The 23,559-nt window shown below is 72.3% G+C and carries 21 protein-coding genes; 10 read left to right on the top strand and 11 right to left on the bottom strand.

The genetic code is table 11. From position 1 onward, the window contains the following. Window positions 1–8: 8 nt before the first annotated feature. A complete protein-coding gene (locus TR49_RS28220) occupies window positions 9–317 on the bottom strand; it encodes a DUF3817 domain-containing protein (protein WP_268874125.1) in 309 nt (102 codons plus the stop codon). Window positions 318–415: 98 nt separating this feature from the next. Between TR49_RS28220 and TR49_RS28215 the strand changes: the two genes are divergently transcribed. Continuing rightward, on the top strand, window positions 416–1,300 hold the full coding sequence (locus TR49_RS28215) for a DUF2127 domain-containing protein (protein WP_084725548.1): 885 nt from the start codon (window positions 416–418) through the stop codon (window positions 1,298–1,300). Window positions 1,301–1,335: 35 nt separating this feature from the next. Beyond that, window positions 1,336–1,857, top strand: a complete 522-nt coding sequence (locus tag TR49_RS28210) for a MarR family winged helix-turn-helix transcriptional regulator (RefSeq protein ID WP_084725547.1) — start codon at window positions 1,336–1,338, stop codon at window positions 1,855–1,857. A gap of 96 nt (window positions 1,858–1,953) precedes the next feature. On the opposite strand, the gene TR49_RS28205 is transcribed toward TR49_RS28210, so the two are convergent. The 4 genes from TR49_RS28205 to TR49_RS28190 all read right to left on the bottom strand — a co-directional run bounded on the left by TR49_RS28205 (window position 1,954) and on the right by TR49_RS28190 (window position 5,846). Next, the gene (locus TR49_RS28205) at window positions 1,954–2,865 is read right to left on the bottom strand and encodes an MBL fold metallo-hydrolase (protein ID WP_063770195.1); all 912 of its coding nucleotides are present in this window, start codon (window positions 2,863–2,865) and stop codon (window positions 1,954–1,956) included. Beyond that, complete coding sequence (locus tag TR49_RS43125) at window positions 2,858–3,433, bottom strand: helix-turn-helix domain-containing protein (RefSeq protein WP_063770194.1); 576 nt, start codon at window positions 3,431–3,433, stop codon at window positions 2,858–2,860. Before TR49_RS43125 ends, TR49_RS28205 begins: the two co-directional genes overlap by 8 nt. A 93-nt stretch (window positions 3,434–3,526) precedes the next feature. Beyond that, on the bottom strand, window positions 3,527–4,480 hold the full coding sequence (gene meaB, locus TR49_RS28195) for a methylmalonyl Co-A mutase-associated GTPase MeaB (RefSeq protein ID WP_042386682.1): 954 nt from the start codon (window positions 4,478–4,480) through the stop codon (window positions 3,527–3,529). Between the two features lie 157 nt (window positions 4,481–4,637). Next, on the bottom strand, window positions 4,638–5,846 hold the full coding sequence (locus tag TR49_RS28190; protein WP_042386681.1) for an acetyl-CoA C-acetyltransferase: 1,209 nt from the start codon (window positions 5,844–5,846) through the stop codon (window positions 4,638–4,640). A 245-nt stretch (window positions 5,847–6,091) separates the two neighbouring features. Here TR49_RS28190 and mce point away from each other — a divergent pair, with 245 nt between their 5' ends. From mce to TR49_RS28175, 3 genes are all read left to right on the top strand, one after another. Next, entirely contained in the window at window positions 6,092–6,529 is a 438-nt protein-coding gene (gene mce / locus TR49_RS28185) for a methylmalonyl-CoA epimerase (RefSeq protein WP_042386680.1), read from the top strand. Window positions 6,530–6,802: 273 nt separating this feature from the next. After that, window positions 6,803–11,701 carry a polarized growth protein Scy-related protein gene (locus TR49_RS28180; protein WP_042386679.1) on the top strand — a complete coding sequence of 1,633 codons (4,899 nt, stop codon included), beginning with the start codon at window positions 6,803–6,805 and terminating at the stop codon, window positions 11,699–11,701. 123 nt (window positions 11,702–11,824) lie between these two features. Beyond that, on the top strand, window positions 11,825–12,760 hold the full coding sequence (locus tag TR49_RS28175; protein WP_042386678.1) for a coiled-coil domain-containing protein: 936 nt from the start codon (window positions 11,825–11,827) through the stop codon (window positions 12,758–12,760). A gap of 457 nt (window positions 12,761–13,217) precedes the next feature. On the opposite strand, the gene TR49_RS28170 is transcribed toward TR49_RS28175, so the two are convergent. Next, window positions 13,218–14,012, bottom strand: a complete 795-nt coding sequence (locus tag TR49_RS28170) for an alpha/beta fold hydrolase (RefSeq protein WP_042386677.1) — start codon at window positions 14,010–14,012, stop codon at window positions 13,218–13,220. A gap of 70 nt (window positions 14,013–14,082) precedes the next feature. On the opposite strand from TR49_RS28170, the gene TR49_RS28165 reads away from it, so the two are divergent. After that, window positions 14,083–15,069, top strand: coding sequence for an ABC transporter ATP-binding protein (locus TR49_RS28165; RefSeq protein ID WP_042386676.1), 987 nt, complete (start codon window positions 14,083–14,085; stop codon window positions 15,067–15,069). After that, window positions 15,066–15,830 (top strand): ABC transporter permease, encoded by a 765-nt coding sequence (locus TR49_RS28160; RefSeq protein ID WP_439654137.1) that lies wholly within the window; start codon window positions 15,066–15,068, stop codon window positions 15,828–15,830. The genes TR49_RS28165 and TR49_RS28160 overlap by 4 nt, the downstream gene beginning before the upstream one ends. Before the next feature lie 6 nt (window positions 15,831–15,836). On the opposite strand, the gene TR49_RS28155 is transcribed toward TR49_RS28160, so the two are convergent. After that, window positions 15,837–16,166 (bottom strand): Rv1322 family protein, encoded by a 330-nt coding sequence (locus tag TR49_RS28155; RefSeq protein ID WP_042386730.1) that lies wholly within the window; start codon window positions 16,164–16,166, stop codon window positions 15,837–15,839. Window positions 16,167–16,407: 241 nt separating this feature from the next. Here TR49_RS28155 and TR49_RS41790 point away from each other — a divergent pair, with 241 nt between their 5' ends. Next, a complete protein-coding gene (locus tag TR49_RS41790; protein ID WP_084725544.1) occupies window positions 16,408–17,661 on the top strand; it encodes an LLM class flavin-dependent oxidoreductase in 1,254 nt (417 codons plus the stop codon). Between the two features lie 72 nt (window positions 17,662–17,733). On the opposite strand, the gene TR49_RS28145 is transcribed toward TR49_RS41790, so the two are convergent. Beyond that, window positions 17,734–18,126, bottom strand: a complete 393-nt coding sequence (locus tag TR49_RS28145; protein WP_042386674.1) for an SCO5389 family protein — start codon at window positions 18,124–18,126, stop codon at window positions 17,734–17,736. 361 nt (window positions 18,127–18,487) lie between these two features. Between TR49_RS28145 and nucS the strand changes: the two genes are divergently transcribed. Beyond that, complete coding sequence (gene nucS, locus TR49_RS28140) at window positions 18,488–19,147, top strand: endonuclease NucS (RefSeq protein ID WP_042386673.1); 660 nt, start codon at window positions 18,488–18,490, stop codon at window positions 19,145–19,147. A 33-nt stretch (window positions 19,148–19,180) separates the two neighbouring features. Here the strand turns inward: nucS and TR49_RS28135 are convergent, their stop codons facing one another. From TR49_RS28135 to TR49_RS28125, 3 genes are all read right to left on the bottom strand, one after another. Then, window positions 19,181–21,484: an ATP-binding protein gene (locus tag TR49_RS28135; protein WP_052434715.1), complete on the bottom strand. Its 2,304-nt coding sequence runs from the start codon at window positions 21,482–21,484 to the stop codon at window positions 19,181–19,183. 131 nt (window positions 21,485–21,615) lie between these two features. Next, on the bottom strand, window positions 21,616–21,948 hold the full coding sequence (locus TR49_RS28130; protein WP_042373581.1) for an STAS domain-containing protein: 333 nt from the start codon (window positions 21,946–21,948) through the stop codon (window positions 21,616–21,618). 219 nt (window positions 21,949–22,167) lie between these two features. After that, window positions 22,168–23,022: a 3-hydroxyacyl-CoA dehydrogenase family protein gene (locus TR49_RS28125; RefSeq protein ID WP_084725543.1), complete on the bottom strand. Its 855-nt coding sequence runs from the start codon at window positions 23,020–23,022 to the stop codon at window positions 22,168–22,170. A 130-nt stretch (window positions 23,023–23,152) separates the two neighbouring features. Between TR49_RS28125 and TR49_RS28120 the strand changes: the two genes are divergently transcribed. Next, window positions 23,153–23,458 carry a putative signal transducing protein gene (locus TR49_RS28120; RefSeq protein WP_042386723.1) on the top strand — a complete coding sequence of 102 codons (306 nt, stop codon included), beginning with the start codon at window positions 23,153–23,155 and terminating at the stop codon, window positions 23,456–23,458. Window positions 23,459–23,559 lie beyond the last annotated feature (101 nt).

Here is a 23,559-nt window from a genome sequence, read left to right as displayed (position 1 = left end):
CGTGGAGGTCAGACCGCGGAGGGCGCGGTCTCCCGCTCCTCGCGGGCCAGCAGACGCTCGGCGTAGAGGCCGCCGAAGGGGATGACCGACAGCGCGGTGATCCAGACGAAACGGCCGAAGCTCCAGCCCTGCTCGCGCCAGGCCAGCATCGCGAAGATCACGTAGGCGATGAAGAGGCAGCCGTGCAGCGGGCCGAGCACCGGGACCGCATTGAAGCCGGAGTTGTACTTCAGGTAGGTGCAGACGAGCAGGAGCACGAACGAGACGCCCTCCGGCATGGACACCAGACGCAGGCGGTGGACGGCGGTGGTCTTCACTTCGAACCTCTCGGGAATGTCGCAATCTCGCGCCAAGGGCGCCGGTTCAGTATGACCGACCGGTATTTCCCACCCGAATCCGGCTATTGTCCCGAGCCATGACGAGGGACTGGGACCGCCGACACTGCGCCCGCAAGGGCCACATCACCTACGCGCCGACCGAGCCGGAACTGCGTGACCGGCTTCACGTCGCGACGGCGGTCGGCGAGGCCTGGCGCTGCCTGCGCTGCGGGGACTTCTCCGTCGGCGCCCCGCACGGCACGGGCGCCGCCGCCGACGCCCCCTACGTCCCGCGCGGCAAGGCGCTGCGCGACCTCTTCATCCTGCGCTTCCTGGCCGTGGAGCGGCTGGTCCGCGGCGTCTTCATCGTCCTGGTGGCCTGGGCGGTCTGGAAGTTCAGCAACAGCCAGACCTCGGTGCAGCAGCTGTTCAACGACAACCTGACGCTCTTCCGCCCGATCGCCCAGCACTTCCACTACGACATCGACCACTCCCCGATCGTCGACACGATCCAGAAGACCTTCCAGTACAAGCACAGCACGCTGCTGATCACCGCGGTGGCGCTGCTCGCCTACGCGCTGATCGAGATCGTCGAGGCCTTCGGCCTCTGGGCGGCCAAGCGCTGGGCGGAGTACCTGACGGTCGTCGCGACGGCGGCGTTCCTGCCGCTGGAGATCATGGAGCTGACGCACAAGGTCAGCGGGTTCAAGATCGGCACTCTGGCGCTGAACGTGCTGGCCGTCCTCTACATCCTGCTCGCCAAGCGCCTCTTCGGCCTGCGCGGCGGGGCGAAGGCCTTCGAGGCGGAGCGGCACGGAGCCTCGCTGCTGGAGGTCGAGGCCGCGGCGCAGCAGGCCTCGCTCAGGGCCCGGGAGGCCAACGTGGCCGAGGCGCTGGCGGGCGTCCACCGGACGGTGCCACTCGATCGGGTGGCACCGCAGCCGGACGAGGCCGTGGGCGGGCCTTCGACAATCGTTGAATAGTACACTTTTCAACTAAACGACGTATCATCGGGACCATGGACACCACCACAGCCCCGGCCGTCCTCCCCGACGAGTCCCACAAGGCCGCCGACGAGGAAGCCCCTTGGCTCACCGCGGAGGAGCAGCGTCTGTGGCGCGCCCATCTGGAGGTCAGCCGGCTCCTGATGTACCAACTGGAGCGCGAGCTGCAGCCGTACGGGCTCTCGATCAACGACTACACCATCTTGGTGGAACTCTCCGAGGCACCGCAACGGCGGATGCGGATGACGGATCTCGCTGTCGCCACGCTTCAGTCGAAGAGCCGCCTCTCCCACCAGATCACCCGCATGGAGGCCGCGGGCCTGGTCGCCCGCGACACCTGCCCCGGTGACCGGCGCGGCCTGTTCGCGGTCCTCACCGAGCAGGGGTGGGACACCATGCGCCACGTGGCCCCGCACCACGTCCGCAAGGTCCGCGAGCACTTCATAGACCGATTCGACGAGGACCAGATCGCCTCCATGTACGAGGCGCTGGCCCCCGTTGCGGAACACCTCCGCGAGCTGCGCGGCCGGGCCTAGACCCCGGGGATCCGGGGCGCCGGCGCGTCCTCACGCGCCGGCGCGGGCCTTCCTGCTGCTCACCCGGGAGGACCGGATCCCGCGCGGACCACTAGCTCACCGTCCAGCCGCCGCAGGCGGCCTGAGCCGGGCGAGCGCCTTGTTGGCCAGGCCCCGCGCCATCAGGCGGAGCATGTCCCGCTTGCGCGGCTCGTTGTAGACGACGAAGTCGTCGAACCGGTGCACCCCGCGCCGGTCGGCGACGGCCGCGGCCGCGTCGCGGACGGCGGCCAGCTGGGCGGGCGTCATCTGCGGCGCCCGCTCGTCCGGCTGGAACTGCGCGCCGATCGGGTAGTCGTGCCCCGGCTTGCCGCTCATCTCGACGTGACACCCGATGACATGCGTCACCCGGTGCTCCGCCGTGAAGGCGACCAGGCGGTCCAGGGTCGCGACGAACGCCGGGAAGTCGAAGGCGTACAGCCGACCCGGCAGCACGGTGTCGCCGGTGAGCAGGAAACCGGTCTCCGGGTCGTGGACGGTGACCGACGCGGCGTGGTGCCCCGGCGAGCCGATCAGCGTCAACTCCCGGCCGCCCAGGTCGAAACGGACGCTGCCGGTGGGCCAGTCCGCGCCGAAGCCGAAGAAGTCCCGCACCGCCTCGGCCTCGCGCGCCACGACGGTCGTGTGCGGGCGGTCGGCGAACTGGACGTCGCCGGCCACGTGGTCGCCGTGACCGTGGGTGTGCGCGACGACCAGCTCGTAGCCCTCACGGGGGTGCTGCTCCAGCCACTCGGCGACCAGGCCGTCGACGGTCTCCCGCAGCGGGAACGTCGCAGGATCCTCGGTGGCCCCGGTGTCCAGCAGCAGGGCGCGGTCCGCGCCGAAGAGCAGGAACATGAACGGCGCCTCGTAGTTGAGCCGCTTGCTCTGACGCAGGATCACGGTCCCGGCGTCGTAGCGGTGCACCTGGATCGCGGGCTCGCCGGGCTCGCCGTGGATCCACGCGACGTCGAGCGATCCGTCAGTCATCGGTTTGCCCATCTTCTGTACCCCCTGTTTCGAGCAACGGCATCGGTGTGGCGGCCATGAAGTAGCGGACCGCGCGGCGGTCCGGGTGGAGCAGCCGGGCGTCGTCCCCGGAACGGAGCAGGTAGGGCTCGATCAGCTCGTGCATCCGCGCCTTGAGCCCGGCGGCCTCCTCGACGGTGAGCACCGCGAGGGCGCTGACGATGTCGGACCGGTCCCGCCACGCACCGGTCTCCTGGGGCTTCCGCTCCAGCCAGTCGAGGATCGCCGCGGCCTCCCGCTCGACGACGAGGCGTTCGAGCTCCTTGCCCGCGCCCCGGATCCGCAGCGTCGGGCGGGGCTCCGGCACCTGCCACTTCCGCTCCCGCCGGTCCCGGCCAGGACCCGCGTCCTCGACGAATCCGTACTTCGCGAGCTGCCGCAGGTGGAACGAACAGCTGGCCTGCGTCTGACCGAGGACCCGGCCGCAGTGCGCGGCGGTGGCCGGGCCGGTCGCCGTCAGCAGCTCCAGCAGGTCGAGCCGGAGCGGGTGGGCCAGGGCCCGGATCGCTTTGGGATCGGTGAGCTCCATGCCCCAAAGAGTACTTTGGCTTTTCGGGATGTCAACGCTTTCTTTGGCTTCTTCCCGGAGCTGCACCCCCACGAAGGGCGGTACAGCGGAAGGTCAGCCGGTCACGGAGGCGATCAGGTCGTCCGCCGCGGCGTACGAGTCCAGCTCGCCCTGCGCCACCTTCTCGGCCAGGGCGTCGAGGTGGCGGTCGCCGTGCAGACTGCCGAAGCGCTCGCGCAGGGCCGTCAGGGCGATGGCCTCGATCTCCTGGGCGGCGCGGCGCAGCCTCCGGGCGGCGAGTTCGCCGTTGTTGGACATCCAGGCGTAGTGCTTCTCCAGGGCCTCGACGACCTCGCCGACGCCCTCGTGCTTCGCCGCGACCGTCTTCACGATCGGCGGCCGCCAGTCCCCCGCGCCGCGGGCCTCGCCGAGGCCGAGCATGTGGTTGAGCTCGCGGGCGGTGGCGTCCGCGCCGTCGCGGTCGGCCTTGTTGACGACGTACACGTCGCCGATCTCCAGGATGCCCGCCTTCGCGGCCTGGATCCCGTCGCCCATGCCCGGGGCGAGCAGCACGACCGTGGTGTCCGCCTGGGCGGCGATCTCCACCTCGGACTGACCGACGCCGACCGTCTCCACCAGGATCACGTCACAGCCCGCCGCGTCCAGCACGCGGATCGCCTGCGGCGCGGACCAGGCCAGCCCGCCGAGGTGGCCACGGGTGGCCATGGAGCGGATGAAGACCTCCGGATCCGTCGCGTGCTCCTGCATCCGCACCCGGTCGCCCAGCAACGCGCCGCCGGAGAACGGCGAGGACGGGTCGACCGCCAGCACGCCGACCCGCTTGCCCAGCCGTCGGTAGGCCGTCACCAGCGCGGACGTCGAGGTCGACTTGCCCACCCCGGGGGAACCGGTGAGGCCCACGACATACGCGTGGCCCGTGAGCGGGGCCAGCGCGGCCATCACCTCCCGCAGCTGCGGGGAGGCGCCCTCCACCAGGGAGATCAGCCGCGCGACCGCACGCGGTCGCCCTTCTCGGGCCTGTGCGACGAGGGTGGGAACGTCGATCATCGTGCGGAGCTCCAGGTAGGGATCGATCGGGCCGGCTGCACTACGCAAGGGGCGCGGGAGACTGCGCGACCAGCCACCCTGTGTGGTGACTCGGCGATCGAGCAGGGCCATCCGCACGCGGGTGGTTGCTCGCGCAGTTCCCCGCGCCCCCGAAGGCCTACGCCTTCGGCACGCGCACGATCAGCGCGTCGCCCTGGCCGCCGCCGCCGCACAGCGCGGCCGCGCCGACGCCGCCGCCGCGGCGCTGCAGCTCCAGCGCCAGCGACAGCACGAGGCGGGCGCCGGACATCCCGATCGGGTGACCCAGCGCGATCGCGCCGCCGTTGACGTTCACCTTGTCGAGGGAAATCCCCAGGTCCTTCACGGACTGCACGGCGACGGCCGCGAAGGCCTCGTTGATCTCGACCAGGTCGAGCTCCTCGACGCCGATGCCCTCCTTGTCCAGGGCGTGCTTGATCGCGTTGGACGGCTGCGACTGCAGCGAGTTGTCCGGACCGGCCACGTTGCCGTGCGCACCGATCTCGGCGATCCAGGTCAGGCCCAGCTCCTCGGCCTTGGCCTTGCTCATCACGACCACCGCGGCGGCGCCGTCGGAGATCTGGGAGGCGGAACCGGCGGTGATGGTGCCGTCCTTGGTGAAGGCCGGACGCAGCTTGCCGAGCGACTCGACCGTGGTGTCGGCGCGGACGCCCTCGTCCACGGAGAACAGCACCGGCTCGCCCTTGCGCTGCGGGATCTCCACGGGGACGATCTCGGCCTCGAAGACGCCGTTCTTCTGCGCCGCCGCGGCCAGCTGGTGCGAACGGGCGGCGATCTCGTCCTGCTCGGGGCGGGCGATGCCGAGGCGGGTGTTGTGGATCTCGGTGGACTCGCCCATCGGAATGCCGTCGAACGCGTCGGTCAGGCCGTCGTGGGCCATCGCGTCGAGCATCTCGATCGCGCCGTACTTGAAGCCCTCGCGGGACTTGGGCAGCAGGTGCGGGGCGTTGGTCATCGACTCCTGGCCGCCGGCCACGACGATGTCGAACTCACCCGCGCGGATCAGTTGGTCGGCCAGGGCGATGGCGTCCAGACCGGAGAGGCAGACCTTGTTGATGGTCAGCGCCGGGACGTTCATCGGGATGCCGGCCTTGACCGCGGCCTGGCGGGCGGGGATCTGGCCGGCGCCGGCCTGCAGCACCTGGCCCATGATCACGTACTGGACCTGGTCCCCGGTGACACCCGCGCGCTCCAGCGCGGCCTTGATCGCGACGCCGCCGAGGTCGGCGCCGGAGAACCCCTTGAGCGAGCCGAGCAGGCGGCCCATGGGAGTGCGGGCGCCCGCGACGATCACGGACGTGGTGGCGCGGCTTGCCGTGTTGCTCATGGTGGTCGAGCCCCTTTGCTGCGACGGGAACTGGCAGGAGGCGGTGTGCCACGGCACCGAGTGCCAGTTGAGGGTTTTCCGCCAATGTATCGAGGAGCCGTGACACCGTCACCCGGCACACGGTGTGATCACGGGCACGGTCGGCGCGGGTTTCGCCGGAACGCGAGTTGCGCTCTATTTGAAGAAGCGATCCCAGGTCGCTTCCCATTCCCTTTGGACAGCACAGCCCTCAGGAGGACCTCCCCGTGCTGACGCGCATCGACCACATCGGCATCGCCTGCTTCGACCTCGACAAGACGGTCGAGTTCTACCGCGCGACCTACGGCTTCGAGGTCTTCCACACCGAGGTCAACGAGGAGCAGGGCGTCCGCGAGGCCATGCTGAAGATCAACGAGACCTCCGACGGCGGCGCCAGCTACCTGCAGCTGCTGGAGCCCACCCGCGAGGACTCCGCCGTGGGCAAGTGGCTGGCCAAGAACGGCGAGGGCGTGCACCACATCGCCTTCGGCACCGCGGACGTGGACGGCGACGCGGCGGACATCCGCGGCAAGGGCGTCCGGGTCCTCTACGACGAGCCGCGTATCGGCTCCATGGGCTCCCGGATCACGTTCCTCCACCCCAAGGACTGCCACGGAGTCCTCACCGAGCTGGTGACCTCCGCCGCTCAGGAAACCCACCAGTAACGAACATCTGGGCACGCACAACCAGAAAATCCGGCCCACCCCCCTGCGCGCACCCCCGATGACGTGAGAAAATGCGCCGGTGCCACGGACCCGGTTGTCGGGGGTGCGGGTGGGGTGAACAGGACACCGAGTGGCCCACCCTTCCCAACGATCTGCCACCATTCTCCGTAAGGCATAGGGTTCACCAAGGAGCTCACCCGGACGGCGGAGCGGGATACACCCGATCCGCGCACGGTGCGGCGACGCGATCATGGAGACGGATGGGACCGCGGAGTGCGGGGCAACGACGGCTACGAGGTTGACGATCACCTCGCCAAGTTCGAGGCCGACATGGAGCGGCTTCGCAAGGAGCGCGAGAAGGCCGTCACACACGCCGAGGACCTCGCCTACCAGGTCGAAGTCCTCCGCGCCAAGCTGCACGAGGCACGTCGGCAGCTCGCCCAGCCGCGCGCTTTCGACTCCGTGGCCGGGCAGGCCGAGCAGATCCTGCGCAACGCCGAGGCCCAGGCCGAGCAGCTGCGGCAGGAGGCCGAGCGCACCCGGATGGAGGCGCAGAACGCCACCGCCCGGCTGATGCAGGAGGCCGCGGAGCGGTCGGCCCGGCTCCAGGCCGAGTGGCAGGCCGAGGCCGAGGCCCGGCGCCGCCATCTGGAGGCCGAGCTCGCCGAGCTGCGCCGCAACGCCGAGCAGCACGTCAACGAGAACGTCTCCTGGGCCGAACAGGCCCGCGCCGGGACCGAGGCGCAGGCCCGGCAGATCATGGACGAGGCACGGGCCGAGGCCGAGCGCATGCTCAGTGTCGCCCGCGCCGAGGCCATGGCCGTCTCCGAGGTCGCCACCTCCCAGGTCGCCGCCGACGTCGAGTCCACCCGCGCCGAGGCCGACTCGGTGCTGCACCGCGCCCGGACCGAGGCGGAGCGGCTGCTGAACGCCGCCGCGGCGCAGGCCCAGGACGCCACCGAGCGGGCCGAGCGCGTCCGCGCCGACGCCGGGGTCGAGGCCGACGAGCGTCTGGCCGGGGCCCAGGCCGAGATCCAGCGGCTGCGCGATGAAGCCGCCGCCCTGCGCGGCGAGGCCGAGCAGCTCAGCCACGAGGCCGAGGCCCGCCTGGCCACCGCCGAGGCCGCCGGTCAGCAGCGCGCCGACACCGCCAAGGCCGAGGTCGCCCGCATGGTCGCGAGCGCGACCAAGGAGGCCGACGAGGTCAGGGCCGAGGCCCAGCGCCTGCTGGAGGAGGCCCGCGCCGAGATCGAGCGGCTCAAGGCCGAGGCCCTCGAATCCGCCCGCACCGAGGGCGCCGCCACCGCCACCGTCCACCTCGCCAAGGCCGCCCGCACCGCCGAGGACGTCGTCGCCCGCGCCACCGCCGACGCGGAGACGGTCCGGCAGAACGCCGCCGAGGAGGCGGAGCGGCTGCGCGCCGAGGCCAAGTCCGAGGTGCAGCTCCTGCGCGAGCAGGCCAGATCCGCCGCCGAGCAGGCCCAGGGCATGGCGCTGGACGAGATCGCCGCCCACCAGGACGCCGCCGCCCAGCTGCGGGCCGAGGCCGAGCAGCTGCGCGCCGAGACCGCCGTCGAGGTCGAACGGACCCTCGGCGAAGCCCGTCGTCAGGCCATAGCGCAGATCGAGGAGTCGGCCAGGTCGGCCGAGGAGCTCCTGGTCAAGGCGAAGGCCGACGCCGACGAGCTGCGCGGCGGAGCCGCCGAGGAGGTCGCCGCCGCCAAGGCGCGCGCCGCCGAGGAGGCCCGCGAGATGCAGGCCCGCGCCGAGCAGGTGCTGACCCGCGCCAAGGCCGAGGGCGACCGCATCCGCAGCGAGGCCGAGGGTGTCCGCGACACCGAGGCCGCCAAGGGCGCCGCCAAGGCCGAGGAGATCCGCGCCGCCGCCCAGGCCGCCGCCCAGGACTCCCACCAGTCCGCCGCGGCCGCCGCCGACGAGTTGCGGGTCCAGGCCGCCGCCGAGGCCGAGCGCGTCCGCGCCGAGGCGCGGCAGGAGCGCGACGAGATCCTGGCCGCCACCGAGCAGCTGGCCGGCGAGCGTGCCCAGCAGGCGGCCGCCGACGCCGACCAGGCCGCCGAGGACGCCCGCGCCGCCGCCGAGCTGCGCGAGCGCACCGCCGCCGAGGTCGCCGAGTCCCGCGCCCAGGCCGAGAACGAGCTCGCCCGGATGCGCGCCGATCTCGACTCCGAGATCGAGCGGCTGCGCGCCGAGGCGCAGGAGACCGTCGACCGGGATCTGGCCGCCGCCAAGGCCACGACCGACTCCGCCGAAGGCGACGCCGAGCAGATCCGGGCCCGGGCCCACGAGGCCGCCGCCCAGGACATCGAGGACGCCAGGACGCTGCGCGAGCAGGCCGCCGCGTCGATCGCCGAAGCCGAGGCCGACGCCGAACGGATCCGCGAGGCCGCCCGCGACCTGGAGGCCGACCTGGTCAGCCGCCGGGAGGCGGCCGAGGCGGAGGCCGCACGTCTGGCCGAGGAGGCCCGCCAGGCCGCCGAGAAGCAGGCGAACGAGCTCGCCGAGCGCCGCGTCACCATGCTGGCCACCGCCAAGGCCGACGCGGACATGATCCGCGGTCGCTCCCAGGAGGCCGCCGAGCAGGCCGAGCAGGAGCGCGCCCAGCAGCTCGCCGAGGACGCCCAGCAGCGCGAGGCCCTGCTCGTCGCCGCGCAGGTGGAGGCCGAGCGGCTCACCGCCGAGGCCCAGGGAGCCGCCGAGCAGCTGCGGCTGACGATGGACCAGCACGAGGCGGACGCCACCGCCCGGCGCGAGGCCCTGCACGCCGAGGCCCGGGCCACCGTGGAGCAGACCGAGCAGGCGCGCGTCCAGCACGCCGCCGACCTCGCCGACCTGCGGGCCAAGGCCGAGCGCGAGCACGCCGAGCGGCGCGAGACGGTCCTCGCCGAGGCGCACGCCGAGGCCGACCGTGTCCGCGCCGAGGCTCGCGAGGCCGCCGCCACCGACCTCGCCGACGCCAAAGAACTCCCGCGAGACCGCGGCCAAGGCACTCACCGACACCGAGACCGCCGTCGCCGAACTGCGCGAGGACGCGCCAAGGTCCTCGCCGACGCCGAGGCCAAGGTCGCCGCCGACCGCGAGGCGCTGGAGGCGGAGTTCGCCGAGCTGCGCGCCGAGGCCGACCGCGCCGCCACCGGCATCCGCGAGGCCGCTCAGGCCGCCGCCGACGAGATCCACGCCCGGGCCCGCCGCGACTACGACGAGGCCGGCGTCGAGCTGGCCCGGATCCGCGCCGAGGCGGACGCCGCGATCGAGGCCGAGCGCGCGGCGATGATGGAGCAGCGCACCGCCGCCGACGCCCGCACCGCGGAGATCATCGCCCAGGCCGAGCAGGACGCCGCCCAGCACGCCGCCGACCTGGCCGCGCTGCGCGCGGAGACCGAGCACGAGCTGGCCGACCGCCGTGACGCGGTGATGGCCGAGGCGCACGCCGAGGCCGACCGCGTCCGCGCCGAGGCCCGCGAGGCCGCCGCGGTGGACCTCGCCGACGCCAAAGAACTCCCGCGAGACCGCGGCCAAGGCACTCACCGACACCGAGACCGCCGTCGCCGAACTGCGCGAGGACGCGCCAAGGTCCTCGCCGACGCCGAGGCCAAGGCCGCGGCCGACCGCGCGCTCTTCGACGCCGAGCTCGCCGAGCAGCGCACCGCCGCCGAACTGGTGGCCGGCGAGACCCGGGACGCCGCCGAGCGCGAGGCCGCGCAGGTGCGGCAGCTGGCCACGACCGAGGCCGCCCGGCTGCGCGCCGAGGCCGCGGACGACCGCGAGCGGGTCACCACCGAGCTGGCCGCGCTGCGCACGGAGGCCGCCGAGGCCTTCACCGAGGAGCGGGCCAGGATCGAGGCCGAGCGCGAGCAGAGCGAGCGCGACGCCGCGACCCGCATCGCCGCGGCCGAGGACGAGGCCGCGGCGGTCCGCCAGTCCGTCGCCGGCCTCTACGAGCAGGCCGAGGCGCAGACCACGCAGACCCGCGCCGACGCCGAACGCGAAGCCGCGCAGATCCGGGAGCTGGCCACGACCGAGGCCGCCCGGCTGCGCGCCGAGGCCGAGCAGATCCGCGAGCAGGCCGAGCAGGAGTCCCAGCGTCTGCGCGCCGAGGCCGAGGAGCTGCGCGCCCGCGCCGCCGAGGACTCCACCCGGGCCCTCGCCGAGGCGCAGGAGCTGGCCGAGTCGGTCACCGCCGACGCAGAGACCGCCGCGCTGGCCACCACGGCCGCCGCGGAGGAGCAGGCCGACGCCATGGTGTCGGCCGCCCGCAAGGAGGCCGAGCGGATCACCGCCGAGGGCGCCGCCGAGGGCAGCGCGGTCGTCGAGCAGGCCCGCCGGGACGCCGACCAGATGCTGGTCGAGGCCCGCGGCGACGCCACGCAGATCCGCGAGCGCGCCGAGGAGCTGCGCGAGCGCACCCACGCCGACATCGAGGCGCTGCACGAGCGGGCCCGCAAGGAGTCCGCGGAGGCGCTGCGCGCGGCCGGCGAGCGGGTGGACAAGCTGATCGCCGACACCGGCGAGCAGCTCGACGCCACCCGGGCCGAGGCCGAGCGCGAGCTCGCCGTGGCCAAGGAGAAGGCCGCCGAACTGCAGGCCGAGGCGTCCGCCGAGGCCAGCAAGGTGCGCATCCAGGCGGTCAGGAAGGCCGAGAGCCTGCTCAAGGAGGCGGAGGCCCGCAAGGCCGACGCCGACGCGGCGCTCGAAGCCGCCCGCGAGGAGGCCGACCGTCGGCGTGCGGAGGCGGCCGAGGCCGCCGAGAAGACTCGTCAGGACGCCGTCGAGGCGGGCGAGACGGAGCTGGCCCGTGCACGGGCCGAGGCCGAGCAGACCGTCGAGGAGGCGAGGTCCGAGGCCAAGCGGATCACCGACGAGGGGCGCCGGGAGCTCGACGAACTGGTGGGCCGGCGCAAGGACATCAACACCGAGATCGCCCGCGTTCAGGACGTCCTCCAGGCCCTCGAGGCCTTCGAGGCGCCCTCGTCCGCGGGCAAGCCCAGCGGGGGATCGGGCGGCGCAGGAAACGGCGCCGCCCCAGGGGCGAGCAGGGCCAACGGGGACAGCACCAACAGATCGGGCGGCGGCCGCGGAAGCGCCCCGGCGGGCGTGGGAGCGGGGGCAACCCGTCCGGGTGGCAAACGTGCCGGCACGCAACCACCCGATTGAGCGGACATTCTCCACTCTTCATCGGCTTTCCGCCGATGACACACCGAATCCGTGTCAGGATTCGCCCTATCACCTCACCTCAACCATCCGACTCTCCGGGCATACGACAGGAACTCCACCCCTATGAGCGACACACACTCTCCGCACGGCTTCGACGTTGTGCGCCGCGGGTACGAGCGGGCTCAGGTCGACGAGCGCATCAGCAAGCTGGTCACGGACCGCGACGGCGCCCTCAACCGGATCGGCGCGCTGGAGAAGCGCATCGAGGAGCTGCACCTCGAGACGCAGACCGCACAGGCACAGATCACGGACTCCGAGCCGTCCTACGCGGGCCTGGGCGCCCGGGTCGAGAAGATCCTGCGCCTGGCCGAGGAGGAGGCCAAGGACCTGCGCGAGGAGGCCCGTCGGGCCGCCGAGCAGCACCGTGAGCTCGCCGAGGCCGCGGCCCAGCAGGTCCGCAGTGAGGCCGACGGCTTCGCCAAGGACCGCAAGGCCAAGTCCGAGGAGGAGGGCGCTCGTATCGTCGAGAAGGCGAAGAGCGACTCCGCGCAGCTGCGGGCCGAGGCCGCGAAGGACGCGCAGAACAAGCGCGAGGAGGCGGACGCCCTCTTCGAGGAGACCCGCGCCAAGGCCGCCCAGGCCGCGGCCGACTTCGAGACCAACCTGGCCAAGCGCCGCGAGCAGTCCGAGCGTGACCTGGCTGCGCGTCAGGCCAAGGCCGAGAAGCGCCTCGCCGAGATCGAGCACCGCGCCGAGCAGCTCCGTCTGGAGGCGGAGAAGCTCCGCACCGACGCCGAGCGTCGCGCGCGCCAGACGGTCGAGACCGCCCAGCGCCAGGCCGAGGACATCGTCGCCGACGCGAACGCGAAGGCGGACCGTGTCCGCAGCGAGAGCGAGCGCGAGCTCGCGGCGCTGACGAACCGTCGCGACAGCATCAACGCCCAGCTCACCAACGTCCGCGAGATGCTCGCCACCCTCACGGGCGCGGCAGTCGCGGCTGCCGCCGCCCCCGACGACGACGTCATCGGCCGCGGCGTCCCCGCCCAGCAGAGCCGCTGACGCTCCTTTGGTCGCCGCCCGGTAGTTGCTCAGGGGCGCGAGGAACTGCGCGACAAGCCACCCGAGTGGTGAGTCGCTCAGCGAGCAGGACCATCCGCACATGGTGGTTGCTCGCGCAGTTCCCCGCGCCCCTGAGCTGTTTCGGTCGGTGCCGGGGCTGACGCCTCAGGAGACGCTCGACCGCCTCAACGCCGGCCGATCCCGTTGCCGCGTACCTGTACAGCCTCACGCTTGAGACCGTTGGTCCGCCCGGCGGCACTGGACGTGATGGAGCCGGCCTGTCGCATGGCTCGCATCGCCGAGGCCGAGAGCGGCCTGACCGGCTACGACTTCGAGGTGGACCAGCCCACGCGAACCGGTGACCCCGCCAGAGCCGCAGCCCGGCTGAGCGGCGTCTCCGATTGGGCCCGGCATCAGTTGAACCAGCGGATCGTCCCGTCCGGATTTCCGCGTGACGCTAGTCGATCCGCGCGAGCAGACCGCGGACCGCGGTGTTGAAGGCCTCGGGGACCTCCAGGGACGAGAGGTGGCCCGCGCCCGGAAGGATCGTCAGTTCGGCTTGGGGCAAGGCCGCGGCCAGGGCTTCGGCGTCCGGGACCGGGGTGAGCGCGTCCTCGTCGCCGACGATGACGAGGGCGGGGACGTCGACGGCGCGGAGGGAGTCCAGGGAGTCCGGGCGGGCTGCCATCGCGCGCTGGGCCCAGGCGACCGAGGCCGGGGAGGCCTCGCCGATCAGTTCCGCGACGTAGTCGACGAGCTTGGGGCAGCGCTTCGCCGTCGTGCCGCCGAGCAGGGGCGCGGGGAGTTGCTCGTCCACGAGGAGGCGGACGCTGTCACGGGCGAGGACCGCCTTCGCGATGCGTTCGCGGTTGGTGCGGGCCGTCTCGGTGTCCGCGGTGCCCTTGGTGTCGGCGAGCAGGAGGCCGGAGAGGCGGCCCGGGTGGCGTCGGGCGAAGGCCATCGCGACGTAGCCGCCCATGGAGAGGCCGCCGAGGACCGCCCGGTCGATGCCCGCGGCGTCGAGCAGCAGGGCGACGTCGTCGGCGAGGACGTCCAGCGAGGGGGCGTCGGCCCCGAGCTCGGTGCCGCCGAAGCCGCGGAGGTCGACGGCGAGGACGCGGGCGTCGGTGCCGTCGGGGCCGGGGAGCTCGTCGAGCTGGGACTCCCACATCCGTGCGGAGAGCGGGAACGCGTGCAGCAGGACCAGGGGCGTGCCGGAGCCCGCCTCGCGCACGGAGAGTCGTTCGGTCATGGGGACAGCGTATGCACCGATCGGTGCTCCGAACCCCCCATCCACGGCGATCCTGCCCTAGGGTGAACTCATGATCGAGGTCAACGAGCTGACCAAGCGGTACGGCGACAAACTCGCCGTCGACCATCTCAGTTTCACCATCCCGCAGGGCGTGGTGACGGGCTTCCTCGGCCCGAACGGCGCCGGCAAGTCGACGACCATGCGCATGATGCTCGACCTGGACCGGCCGACCTCGGGTTCGGTCCGGATCGACGGCAAGCACTACGGCCAGCTCCGCGAACCGCTGAAGTACATCGGCGCCCTGCTGGAGGCGAAGGCCGTGCACCCGGGGCGCACCGCCTACAACCACCTGTTGTGGCTCGCGGCCAGCAACCGCATCCCGACCCGGCGGGTGGACGAGGTGCTCGCCCTGGTCGGGCTGACCGCCGTCGCCAAGAAGCGCTCGGGCGGGTTCTCGCTCGGCATGGGCCAGCGGCTCGGGATCGCGGCAGCGCTGCTGGGCGACCCGAAGATCCTGATGTTCGACGAGCCGGTCAACGGACTGGACCCGGAGGGCATCATCTGGGTCCGCAACCTGATGAAGTCGCTGGCCGCGGAGGGCCGCACCGTCTTCGTCTCCTCGCACCTGATGAGCGAGATGGCGCTGACCGCGGACCACCTGGTCGTGATCGGCCTGGGCCGGCTCCTGGCCGACATGCCGATGAACGAGTTCATCGACCGCAACTCCCGCTCCTTCGTCCGGCTGCGGACCCCGCAGCCGGAGCAGTTGCTGGACGCGCTCTCCCAGGGCGGCATCGCCGCCCTCCAGGGCGCCGACGGCACGTGGGAGGTGGAGAACGGCGACCTCGCCCGCATCGGCGACCTCGCGGCCGAGCACCGCGTGACGCTCCACGAGCTGAGCCCGCAGCGCGCGTCCCTGGAGGAGGCGTTCATGCGGATGACGGCGGAGGCCGTCGAGTACCAGACCGGCGCGCCGGCGCTCCCGCCGGAGCAGGAGCAGGAGCAGAAGCCAGAGCCCGCGGCCGCCTGGGGCGCGGGCTGGAAGAAGGAGAGCTGACGATGGTCCCGGTACTGCTCTCCGAGTGGATCAAGGTCAGGACGGTCCGGTCCACCTTCGTCACGCTGCTGCTCACGTTCGTGGTCACGGTGGGCCTGGGTGCGGTCGTGAGTGCCGTGGTCGCCTCGACCTGGAACAACCAGACCCCGACCGAGCGCGCCAACTTCGACGCGACGGGGGTCAGCTTCAGCGGCATCGCCCTGGGCCAGCTCGCCCTGATCGTCTTCGCGGTGCTCGTCGTGACCAGCGAGTACAGCACCGGCATGATCCGCGCGACGCTCGGCGCCGTGCCGCAGCGCATGACGCTGATGCTCGCCAAGGTCCTGACCGTACTGGGCCTGGTCGGGGTCGTCTCGGTGCTGACCGCCTTCATCAGCTTCTTCCTGGGTCAGGCCCTGCTCGGCAGCCACCGGACGTCCATCACGGACCCCGGGGTGACCCGCGCGGTCTTCGGCATGGCGATCTACATGACTCTGCTGGCGCTGCTCTCCGTGGGCGTCGCCTTCATGGTGCGCCGCCCGATCCCGGCGCTGGCGATCCTGATGCCGTTCTTCTTCCTGATCTCGCCGATCCTCAACGCGGTCCCGAAGGTGAAGAACGTCGCGCACTTCTTCCCGGACGTGGCCGGCCGGCAGCTGTACTCGGTGCAGGGGAGTACGGACGTCCCCTACGGGCCGACGGCGGGCTTCTTCATCGTCCTCGCCTGGTCCCTCGGCTGCGTGGTGATCGGCTACCTGCTCTTCGCGCGCCGGGACGCCTGACGCGTCTCAGTACCTCGGAGCGCCGCGTCCCCGCAGCACGTTGGGGCCGCGGCGTTCGCGGTTCGACCAGCAGGCGCGGTGCCAGTGGCGGCGGTCGTCGACCCCGCCGGCCGATCCCATGGAGAGCGCGGGCCAGGCGACGATGTGGCCGACGCCGCGCGGGATCTCCTGGTCGCAGCCGGGGCAGCGGTAGGACTTGCCGCCGTCGCCGGAGACCGCGCGGACCTTCCACTCCTCGTCGCCGTAGGTCTCGGTCCGCTCCAGCCAGGTGCCGCCGGTAACCGTACGGGCGTTCTTCGGTTCGTCCCCATGGGGGCGACTTCGGCGAGGAGACATCATTCCCCCTAGGTGGGCGGCATGCTGGTCTCTCAAGGGTAGTGGAGTGGGTTGTGCGGGCTTCCGAACGCGCCGGGGGTGGCTTTTACCACAGCGGCCCGGATCCTGCCAGGGCTGAAGGGCAATTCCACCCGTTATCACGTCGAAGCCGGGATTCCGCTGTGCCGTTGGCACATGACGTGCGTTACTCCTGTGGTAGTCGCGGGATCGAAGTTCCCCGCGGGGCCAAGGAGTTGATTCCATGTCCGCCGTGCACGCCAGCACCGCGCCCACCCTCGCGCCGTACAAGCTGCCCCGGCAGCGCAGCGCGCGGCGGGTTCCGGGCGGGCTCAGCACCGGAGTCTTCCTGCTCTCCGCCCAGTTCCCCGGGCAGGGCCACGCCGAGGCGCTGGAGCGCACCGTCTCCGCCGCCGTGGCCGCCGAGCAGGCGGGCCTGGACAGCGTCTGGCTGGCCGAGCACCACTTCGTGCCCTACGGCGTCTGCCCCGACGCGGCGACGCTGGCGGGGCTGCTGCTCGGCCGCACCCGCCGGGTGCGCATCGGCACGGCGGTGAGCGTGCTGCCGACGCACCATCCGGTGCGCCTCGGCGAGCAGGCCGCGCTGCTGCACCTCACCTCGGGCGGGCGGTTCACGCTGGGCGTGGGGCGCGGCGGCCCGTGGGTGGATCTCGCCGTCTTCGGGGGTGGCGCGGAGGCGTACGAGCAGGGCTTCCCCGAGTCACTGGATCTGCTGCTGCGCTGGCTGCGGTCCTCCCGGGTGGGGGCGTCCGGCCCCCGCTACGACTTTCCCGAGGTCGCCGTCGTGCCGCGGGCGACGGAGCAGCCCTTCCCGACGCATCGCACCGGCCGCCAGACGGGAGGGGCGACGCGGACGGACCGTCAGTCGGGCCCGGCCCAGCACGCCTTCGCGGAGGCCTCCGCACCGTCCCCGACTGCGGTCCTGAGCGGCGCACGGACGGCCGGGGGGCCGCCCGTGGTGGTCGCCTGCACGTCGCTCGGCACCGTGCGCCTGGCCGCGCAGCAGGGCCTGCCGATGCTGCTCGGCATGCACTCGGGCGACGAGGACAAGGCCGAGATGGTGGCCGCCTACCGTGCCGCCGCACTGGAGGCCGGCCGCACGCCGGACCAGGTGGCCCGGATCGAGGCGGAACATGTCGCCGCCGGCGTGGCCCAGGTCGCCGACCGGACGGCCGACGCGCGCTCCCGTCTGTTGCGGGCCATGCCGGACTTCCTGCGGTTCGGCCTCGGCGCACACCGCACGGTGGACGGACGCGAGCGCCGGATGCGCGATCCGGAGCAGTACACCGAGTTGCTCTGCGACCTGCACGCCGTGGGCACCCCCAGGCTCTGTGCCGACCGGCTGCTCGCCACGCACGAGCGCACGGGCATCCGCCGCTTCGCCCTGCTGGTGGAGGGCTCCGGCGACCGGGCCGAGACGGTGGCCAACATCGCTCGACTGGGTGCGGAAGTCCTCCCCCAGCTGCCGCAGGATTGAGCGCAGACCGTGCGCGGGATCGAGCCGGGTTCGAGCCGCGTTCGAGTCAGGATCGTGCCGGATTCGAGCCGGTCAGCAGTCGCGGAACTCGGGTGACTGGTTGAGCAGCTGAGCCCGCACGGACGTGAACGCGGCATAGCGGGCCTCGGACTCGGGCCCCGGGGAGAAGACCGCGACCCGATGGCAGTTCTGGAAAGCGAGCCGCACCCCGAAGTGCCGTTCCAGAGAACCCCTGATGGCGTCGCTCGCCAGGGCGCGCAGCAGTTGTCCGCGCTCCTTCTCGGACGGCGGGGGGACCTGGTTGTCGGCGAACTCACCGCCGTCGACCTCCCGCTGGAGCGCCAGCGAGCTGATCAGGTCCCAGGCATAGGGCAGGGAGGTGCGGACGCAGTCGACGAATTCCCGCTCGTCGACCTCGCCTCGTTCGGCCTTCTCAAGCAGGGCCGGTGAGACGTCGAGCGACATGGGTTCTCCTCTCGCAGGGCCCCCGGGGCGGCTCCCCCAGGGGGTGGTGCAGAGCGGAACGGTGGCACCGCTACCAGCGTCCCAGGGAACGGCCGGACAGGGAGCGGAATGTGGCAATCTCCCTACCCTGAGTGGCCGTGACACACCGTAAGCCTCCATAAGCAGTGGCACCAGAGCGCAACGAATGGATCAAGCCAGAGTCGAAGATGATCTGACAGTCACCATTCCACTGCGCTGAGTGGTCGGCGGTTCCTGTGAGTGACAACGCCACCGTGCGGCATCCGGTTTCCGCTTACCACCGGAAAGCCCGTCTTCCTGTGGAATCGCTTCGAATGGCCTCCGTGGGCTAGCGTGGTCGGCCGTGCGTCTCGTCATTGCCCGCTGTTCTGTCGACTACGCAGGCCGGCTCACCGCCCACCTGCCGTCCGCCCCTCGGCTCATCCTGGTGAAGTCGGACGGGAGTGTCGCCGTGCACTCCGACGACCGCGCCTACAAGCCGCTCAACTGGATGTCACCGCCGTGCTCCCTGAAAGAGGAGGACGGACGCTGGACAGTGGAGAACAAGGCTGGCGAGAAGTTGATCATTACGCTCGAAGAAGTGATGCTCGACTCCACCCACGAACTCGGTGTCGACCCCGGTTTGATCAAGGACGGCGTCGAGGCGCATCTCCAGGAACTGCTGGCGGATCGCATGGAGGTCCTCGGCGAGGGCTGGAGCCTGATCCGCCGCGAGTACATGACGGCCATCGGCCCCGTCGACATCCTCTGCCGCAACGCGGAGGGCGCGACGGTCGCGGTCGAGATCAAGCGCCGCGGCGAGATCGACGGCGTCGAACAGCTGACCAGGTACCTGGAACTGCTGAACCGCGACCCCCTGCTGGCACCGGTGAAGGGCGTCTTCGCCGCCCAGCAGATCAAGCCCCAGGCCCGGGTCCTGGCTGCGGACCGCGGCATCGACTGCGTGGTTCTCGACTACGACGGCCTTCGCGGCATCGAGGACGACAAGCTCAAGCTGTTCTAGCCAAGGGCTCGTTGCCGCCTGCCGGGGGCGCGATCAGCCCATCGGACCGGTCGTGTCCTGGGTGGTCGCCGGGGCGGTCGCGGTGTCCGTCGGCGTCGGGGTCGGCGTGACCGTGGGCGTGCTGGACGGAGTGGACGTAGGTGACTTCGTCGGCGAGCTCGGGGTGCTCGTCGGGGTGCTCGTTCGGCCCGGCCGCGAGGGAGTCGGCGTCGGGGGCGTCGAGGAGGTGCCGGGATTCGGCTGTCCGCCGGTGTGACCGTCGTTGGCCGACGGTGCACCGGAGGCGGACGGCGAGGCCGACGCGCTGCCGGTGGCGGAGGCCGAGGCGGACGGGGAGGTGGAGTCCGTCGGGGAGTCCGCCGTGGACGGGAAGGCCGGAGCCGTCGTGGCCGGCGTGTCGGCGGGGACGACGGGGGTGCCGGACGGCGGGGTGGAGTCACCGAAGGAGGTGACGGCCACCGCGACGCCCGCGCCGAGAATGCCCATCAGGACCACCGCGCCTGCGGCCAGCGCCAGTTGGCGCCGCGTGGCGGGCTGGTTCTGGATGTCGAGCGCGTGCCGGCCCATCGGACGCGGGCTCGGGCGCGCGGACGCGACGGCAGAGCGGGAGGCGTTGCGCAGCGTCGTGAACGGCGCGAAACGCCGCAGGCGCTCCTCGCGCCCGCGGGCCGCGGTGAGCGCGGTCGCACCGGAGAGGACCAGCGCCTGGTCCAGCAGTTCGAGCACGTGTCGGCCGTTGGCGGTGCCGCGCGTGTCCGCGAGGGCGCCCCGCAGCGCCACGGACGCCTCCAGCTCGGCGCGCGAGCGGTCGTACGCTCCGGCGCAGAAGGTGAGCACCCCGAGCTCGTGGTGGAACCACGCCTCCTGCGCGACCGACTCGGTCGCCCGCGCGGACTCCAGGCCGTACCGCAGGGCGCGCTCCCACGCGCCCCAGCGCTGGGCGAGCGCGAACGAGGGTGCGCAGGCGCGGGCGAGGAGGACGACCTGCTCGTGCCGGCCGGCTTCCTGGTCGGTCCGCAGGACCGCCAGCAGAACCTCGGCCTCGGCGGCGATCTGGGCCTCCGTCACCGAGGCGTGGCCGGTCCACCAGGTGAAGTGCTGTGCGGCGTCGGCGAGGCCGACGGCCGGCCAGTCCTCCGCGAGCAGCGGCGCGGTGCCCTCGACGAGGCGGTGCGTGCTCCCGGGGGTCGGCTCGGCGAGGCCCGCCTCGACCAGCTCCTCCAGTGCGGCCTCCCCGTGGCCGACGTCGACGAGCGCGGGCAGGTGCGGCGGGGTGGGGATCTCTCCGCCGAGCGCCGAGGCGAGCTCCAGGACGCGCCGCGCGGGCTCGCCGAGCCCGCGGGCGATGCGGACGGCCGGGGCCGCGCTCTCGGCGACGGTCGGCAGCGGCACCGGGTCCTCGTCCGGCTCGACCAGTCCGCCGGCGAGGGCGTCGATCGCCACCTCGCGGTGGCGCAGCAGCGCCGCGGCCTGGACGAAGCGCAGCGGCAGGCCCTCGGACTCGAACCACAGGTCCACGGCCCAGGCGCGCTCGCTCTCGTCGAGCGAGCGTCCGGCCAGCTTGGCGAGCAGCGCGAGGCTGCCGGCCCGGGTCATCCCGCCTAGGCGCGACTCCTCGATCGGCGCGCCGACGGAGGGCGCCTGCGTCTCCGGCGTGGCGGCGATCAGATAGGCGCAGTCGGGTGCGGCGCCGAGCAGGTCGTCGAGGGCCTCGCCGCCGAAGTCGACGTCGTCGACGATGACGATGGCCTGCACGCCCGCGAGCAGGGCGGGCAGCTCACGCCGGGAGGGCCGGTGGCCGGGTGCGCCGCCGAGTCCCTCGTAGAGGGCCTGGAGCACGTCTCCGAGGGGCTTGTGGTGGGCGCTCAGCCGGACGACGCCGCCCGGCGTCAGCGCGGCGCAGGAGGCGGCCACGGCGTCCAGGACGGCGGTGCGGCCGGAGCCGTGCGGGCCGGTGAGCCGCACCGAGCGGCCCTGGCCGAGCAGCTCGCGCAGCCGCGCGCACTGCTCCTCGCGCTCGAGCAGGCCGGATAGGACGTACCGGGCGCTGCTCGTCGGGGCGGCCGGCGCGGCCGGCGCGGCCGGCGCGGCGGGGCGACGCTCCTCCGGCAGCGGGTCCGGGGTGGAACCCTCGGGGCCGTTGACGGTCAGCAGCAGGTGGCCGACGACGAGCTCGCCGGTACGGGCGCTGCCGTCGGCACGGCGGTCGCCGCCGGCCGCCTGGGCATGGTTCGGTTCGGGAACGGTACTGACGACCGCTCCGCTCGTGTTGTTCCTGAGTACCAGCTCGCCGCCACTGGGTGTGTGAGCGGAGTGGTGGCCTGTGGCGTCGCCCACGTCTTCTTCCAGCCCGTCTTCCGGCCCGTACGACCGTGCCTCGGAAGGGCACGATGCGGGGGTCATTCTGCGGCACGGAAGTTACTGGTGGGGAGTGGTCGAGACCAGACCGTTACGGCGGGAGCCGACCGTTACGGGATGGAGACCGGCATGGGGTCGGCCTCGGGGTAGTAGCTCTCGATCGCCAGGATGCGGTGCAGCTTGGTGGCCACGAGCAGCCGCTGCAGCTGCAGCGGGACGCCGCGCAGCACGAGGCGCCGTCCGGCCCGCCCGGCGCGCCGGTGCGTACCCATGATGACGCCGAGGCCGGTCGCGTCCCAGGAGGAGAGGCCGCTCAGTTCCAGCACGAGGTCACCGACGCCGTCGTCGACGGCCCGGTGCAGCGCGGTGCGCGCGTCCGCCGCGGAGCGGACGTCGAGTTCGCCCTCCACGGCGAGGTGACGGTGGTCACCGCGAATGAACATGCGGGCTCCCCTCGCTCGCGTTACTTCTCTCATCTGACGCAACGACAGGCGGGTACGTTGCTGGCCACGGCGAGATCTGAAAGGAAATCACCCGTCCAGGTGAAGGAAGAATCGTTTTGCCGGTGGCCGTGCGGATGTTCGTTTGATTATCGAGGACTCCGGATGGCACGTGGGCCCCTAGGTGAGCCAACTCACCTGGGGGCCACGTCACATTCGGTGCTACTTCTCGTAGCTGTAGAAGCCCTGGCCGCTCTTGCGGCCGAGATCCCCGGCGGTCACCATCCGGGCCATGATCTCCGGCGCGGCGAACTTGGTGTCCTGGGTCTCTTCGTAGATGTTGTGCGCGGCGTGCAGCAGGATGTCGACGCCGGTCAGGTCGGTGGTGGCCAGCGGGCCCATCGCGTGGCCGAAGCCGAGGCGGCAGGCGGTGTCGATGTCCTCGGCGCTGGCGACGCCCGACTCGTACAGCTTGACGGCCTCGACGACCAGCGCGGTGATCAGGCGGGTCGTCACGAAGCCGGCGACGTCGCGGTTGACGACGACACAGGTCTTGCCGACGCTCTCGGCGAAGGCGCGGGCGGTGGCGAGGGCGGCGTCGCTGGTCTTGTAGCCGCGGACCAGCTCGACCAGCTGCATCATCGGCACCGGCGAGAAGAAGTGCACGCCGACGACGTCCTCCGGACGCTCCGTCACGGCGGCGATGCGGGTGATCGGGATCGCGGAGGTGTTGGTCGCCAGCACGGCGCCCGGCTTGGCGATCTTGTCGAGCTCGCGGAAGACGCCTTCCTTGATCTCCAGCTGCTCGAACACGGCCTCGACGATGATGTCGGCGCCGGAAGCAGCGCCCAGGTCGGTGGTGGTCGTGATCCGCGCGAGGGCGGCGTCCATCTCGTCCTGGGTCATCTTCCCCTTGGAGACGAACCGGGCGTAGCTGTCGCGGATGCCGTTCAGACCGCGGGTCAGGGCGGCGTCGGTCACGTCGCGCAGCACCACGTCGTGGCCGGCTGCGGCCGAGACCTGGGCGATGCCGGAACCCATGAGGCCGGCTCCGACGACGGCGATGCTGCTGGTCACGGTGGTGTCCTCCGTGTCGTGTCGTGTGGTGTGGCCCGGTGGCCCGCCGCACGACGAGGATCACCCGCGCACGGCGTCGTGCCTGCGAGGAATCTACACACTTCGCGGCCGTCCGAAGCAGAATGGGGGCGTGATCGCGCTCACCCTGCGGGTGCTGGCACCGTTTCTGGTGGTGGGGGTCCTCGTCCTGCTCCTGCGCTGGACGTGGAGCAAAGGCCATTCGGTCGTCCAGCGCAATCCGGCGCCGGGGGCGCCGGGTGACTACGGCCTGCTGGTCCCGGTGGCCGCCCCGCCCGACGACGCCGCGGCGCTGGCGATCGGCGCCCGGCTGGACGAGGCGGGCATCCGCTACACCCTTGCCGGGACGAAGGCGGGACCACGCGTCATGGTCTTCGCCGACGACGCGGAACGCGCGAGGGCGCTGCTGCGCCCTTAAGGGCGCGAGGAACTGCGCGACAGGCCACCACGCGGGTCGAGCGCCGAATGCGCAGGGTCATCCGCTGGTCGGTCTCTCGCGCAGTTCCTCGCGCCCCTGAG

It is taken from the genome of Streptacidiphilus melanogenes, assembly GCF_000787835.1.
Lineage (GTDB): Bacteria > Actinomycetota > Actinomycetes > Streptomycetales > Streptomycetaceae > Streptacidiphilus > Streptacidiphilus melanogenes.
Note: the sequence above shows the minus strand (reverse complement) of the source record. Positions and strands in the feature narration are given on the sequence as shown.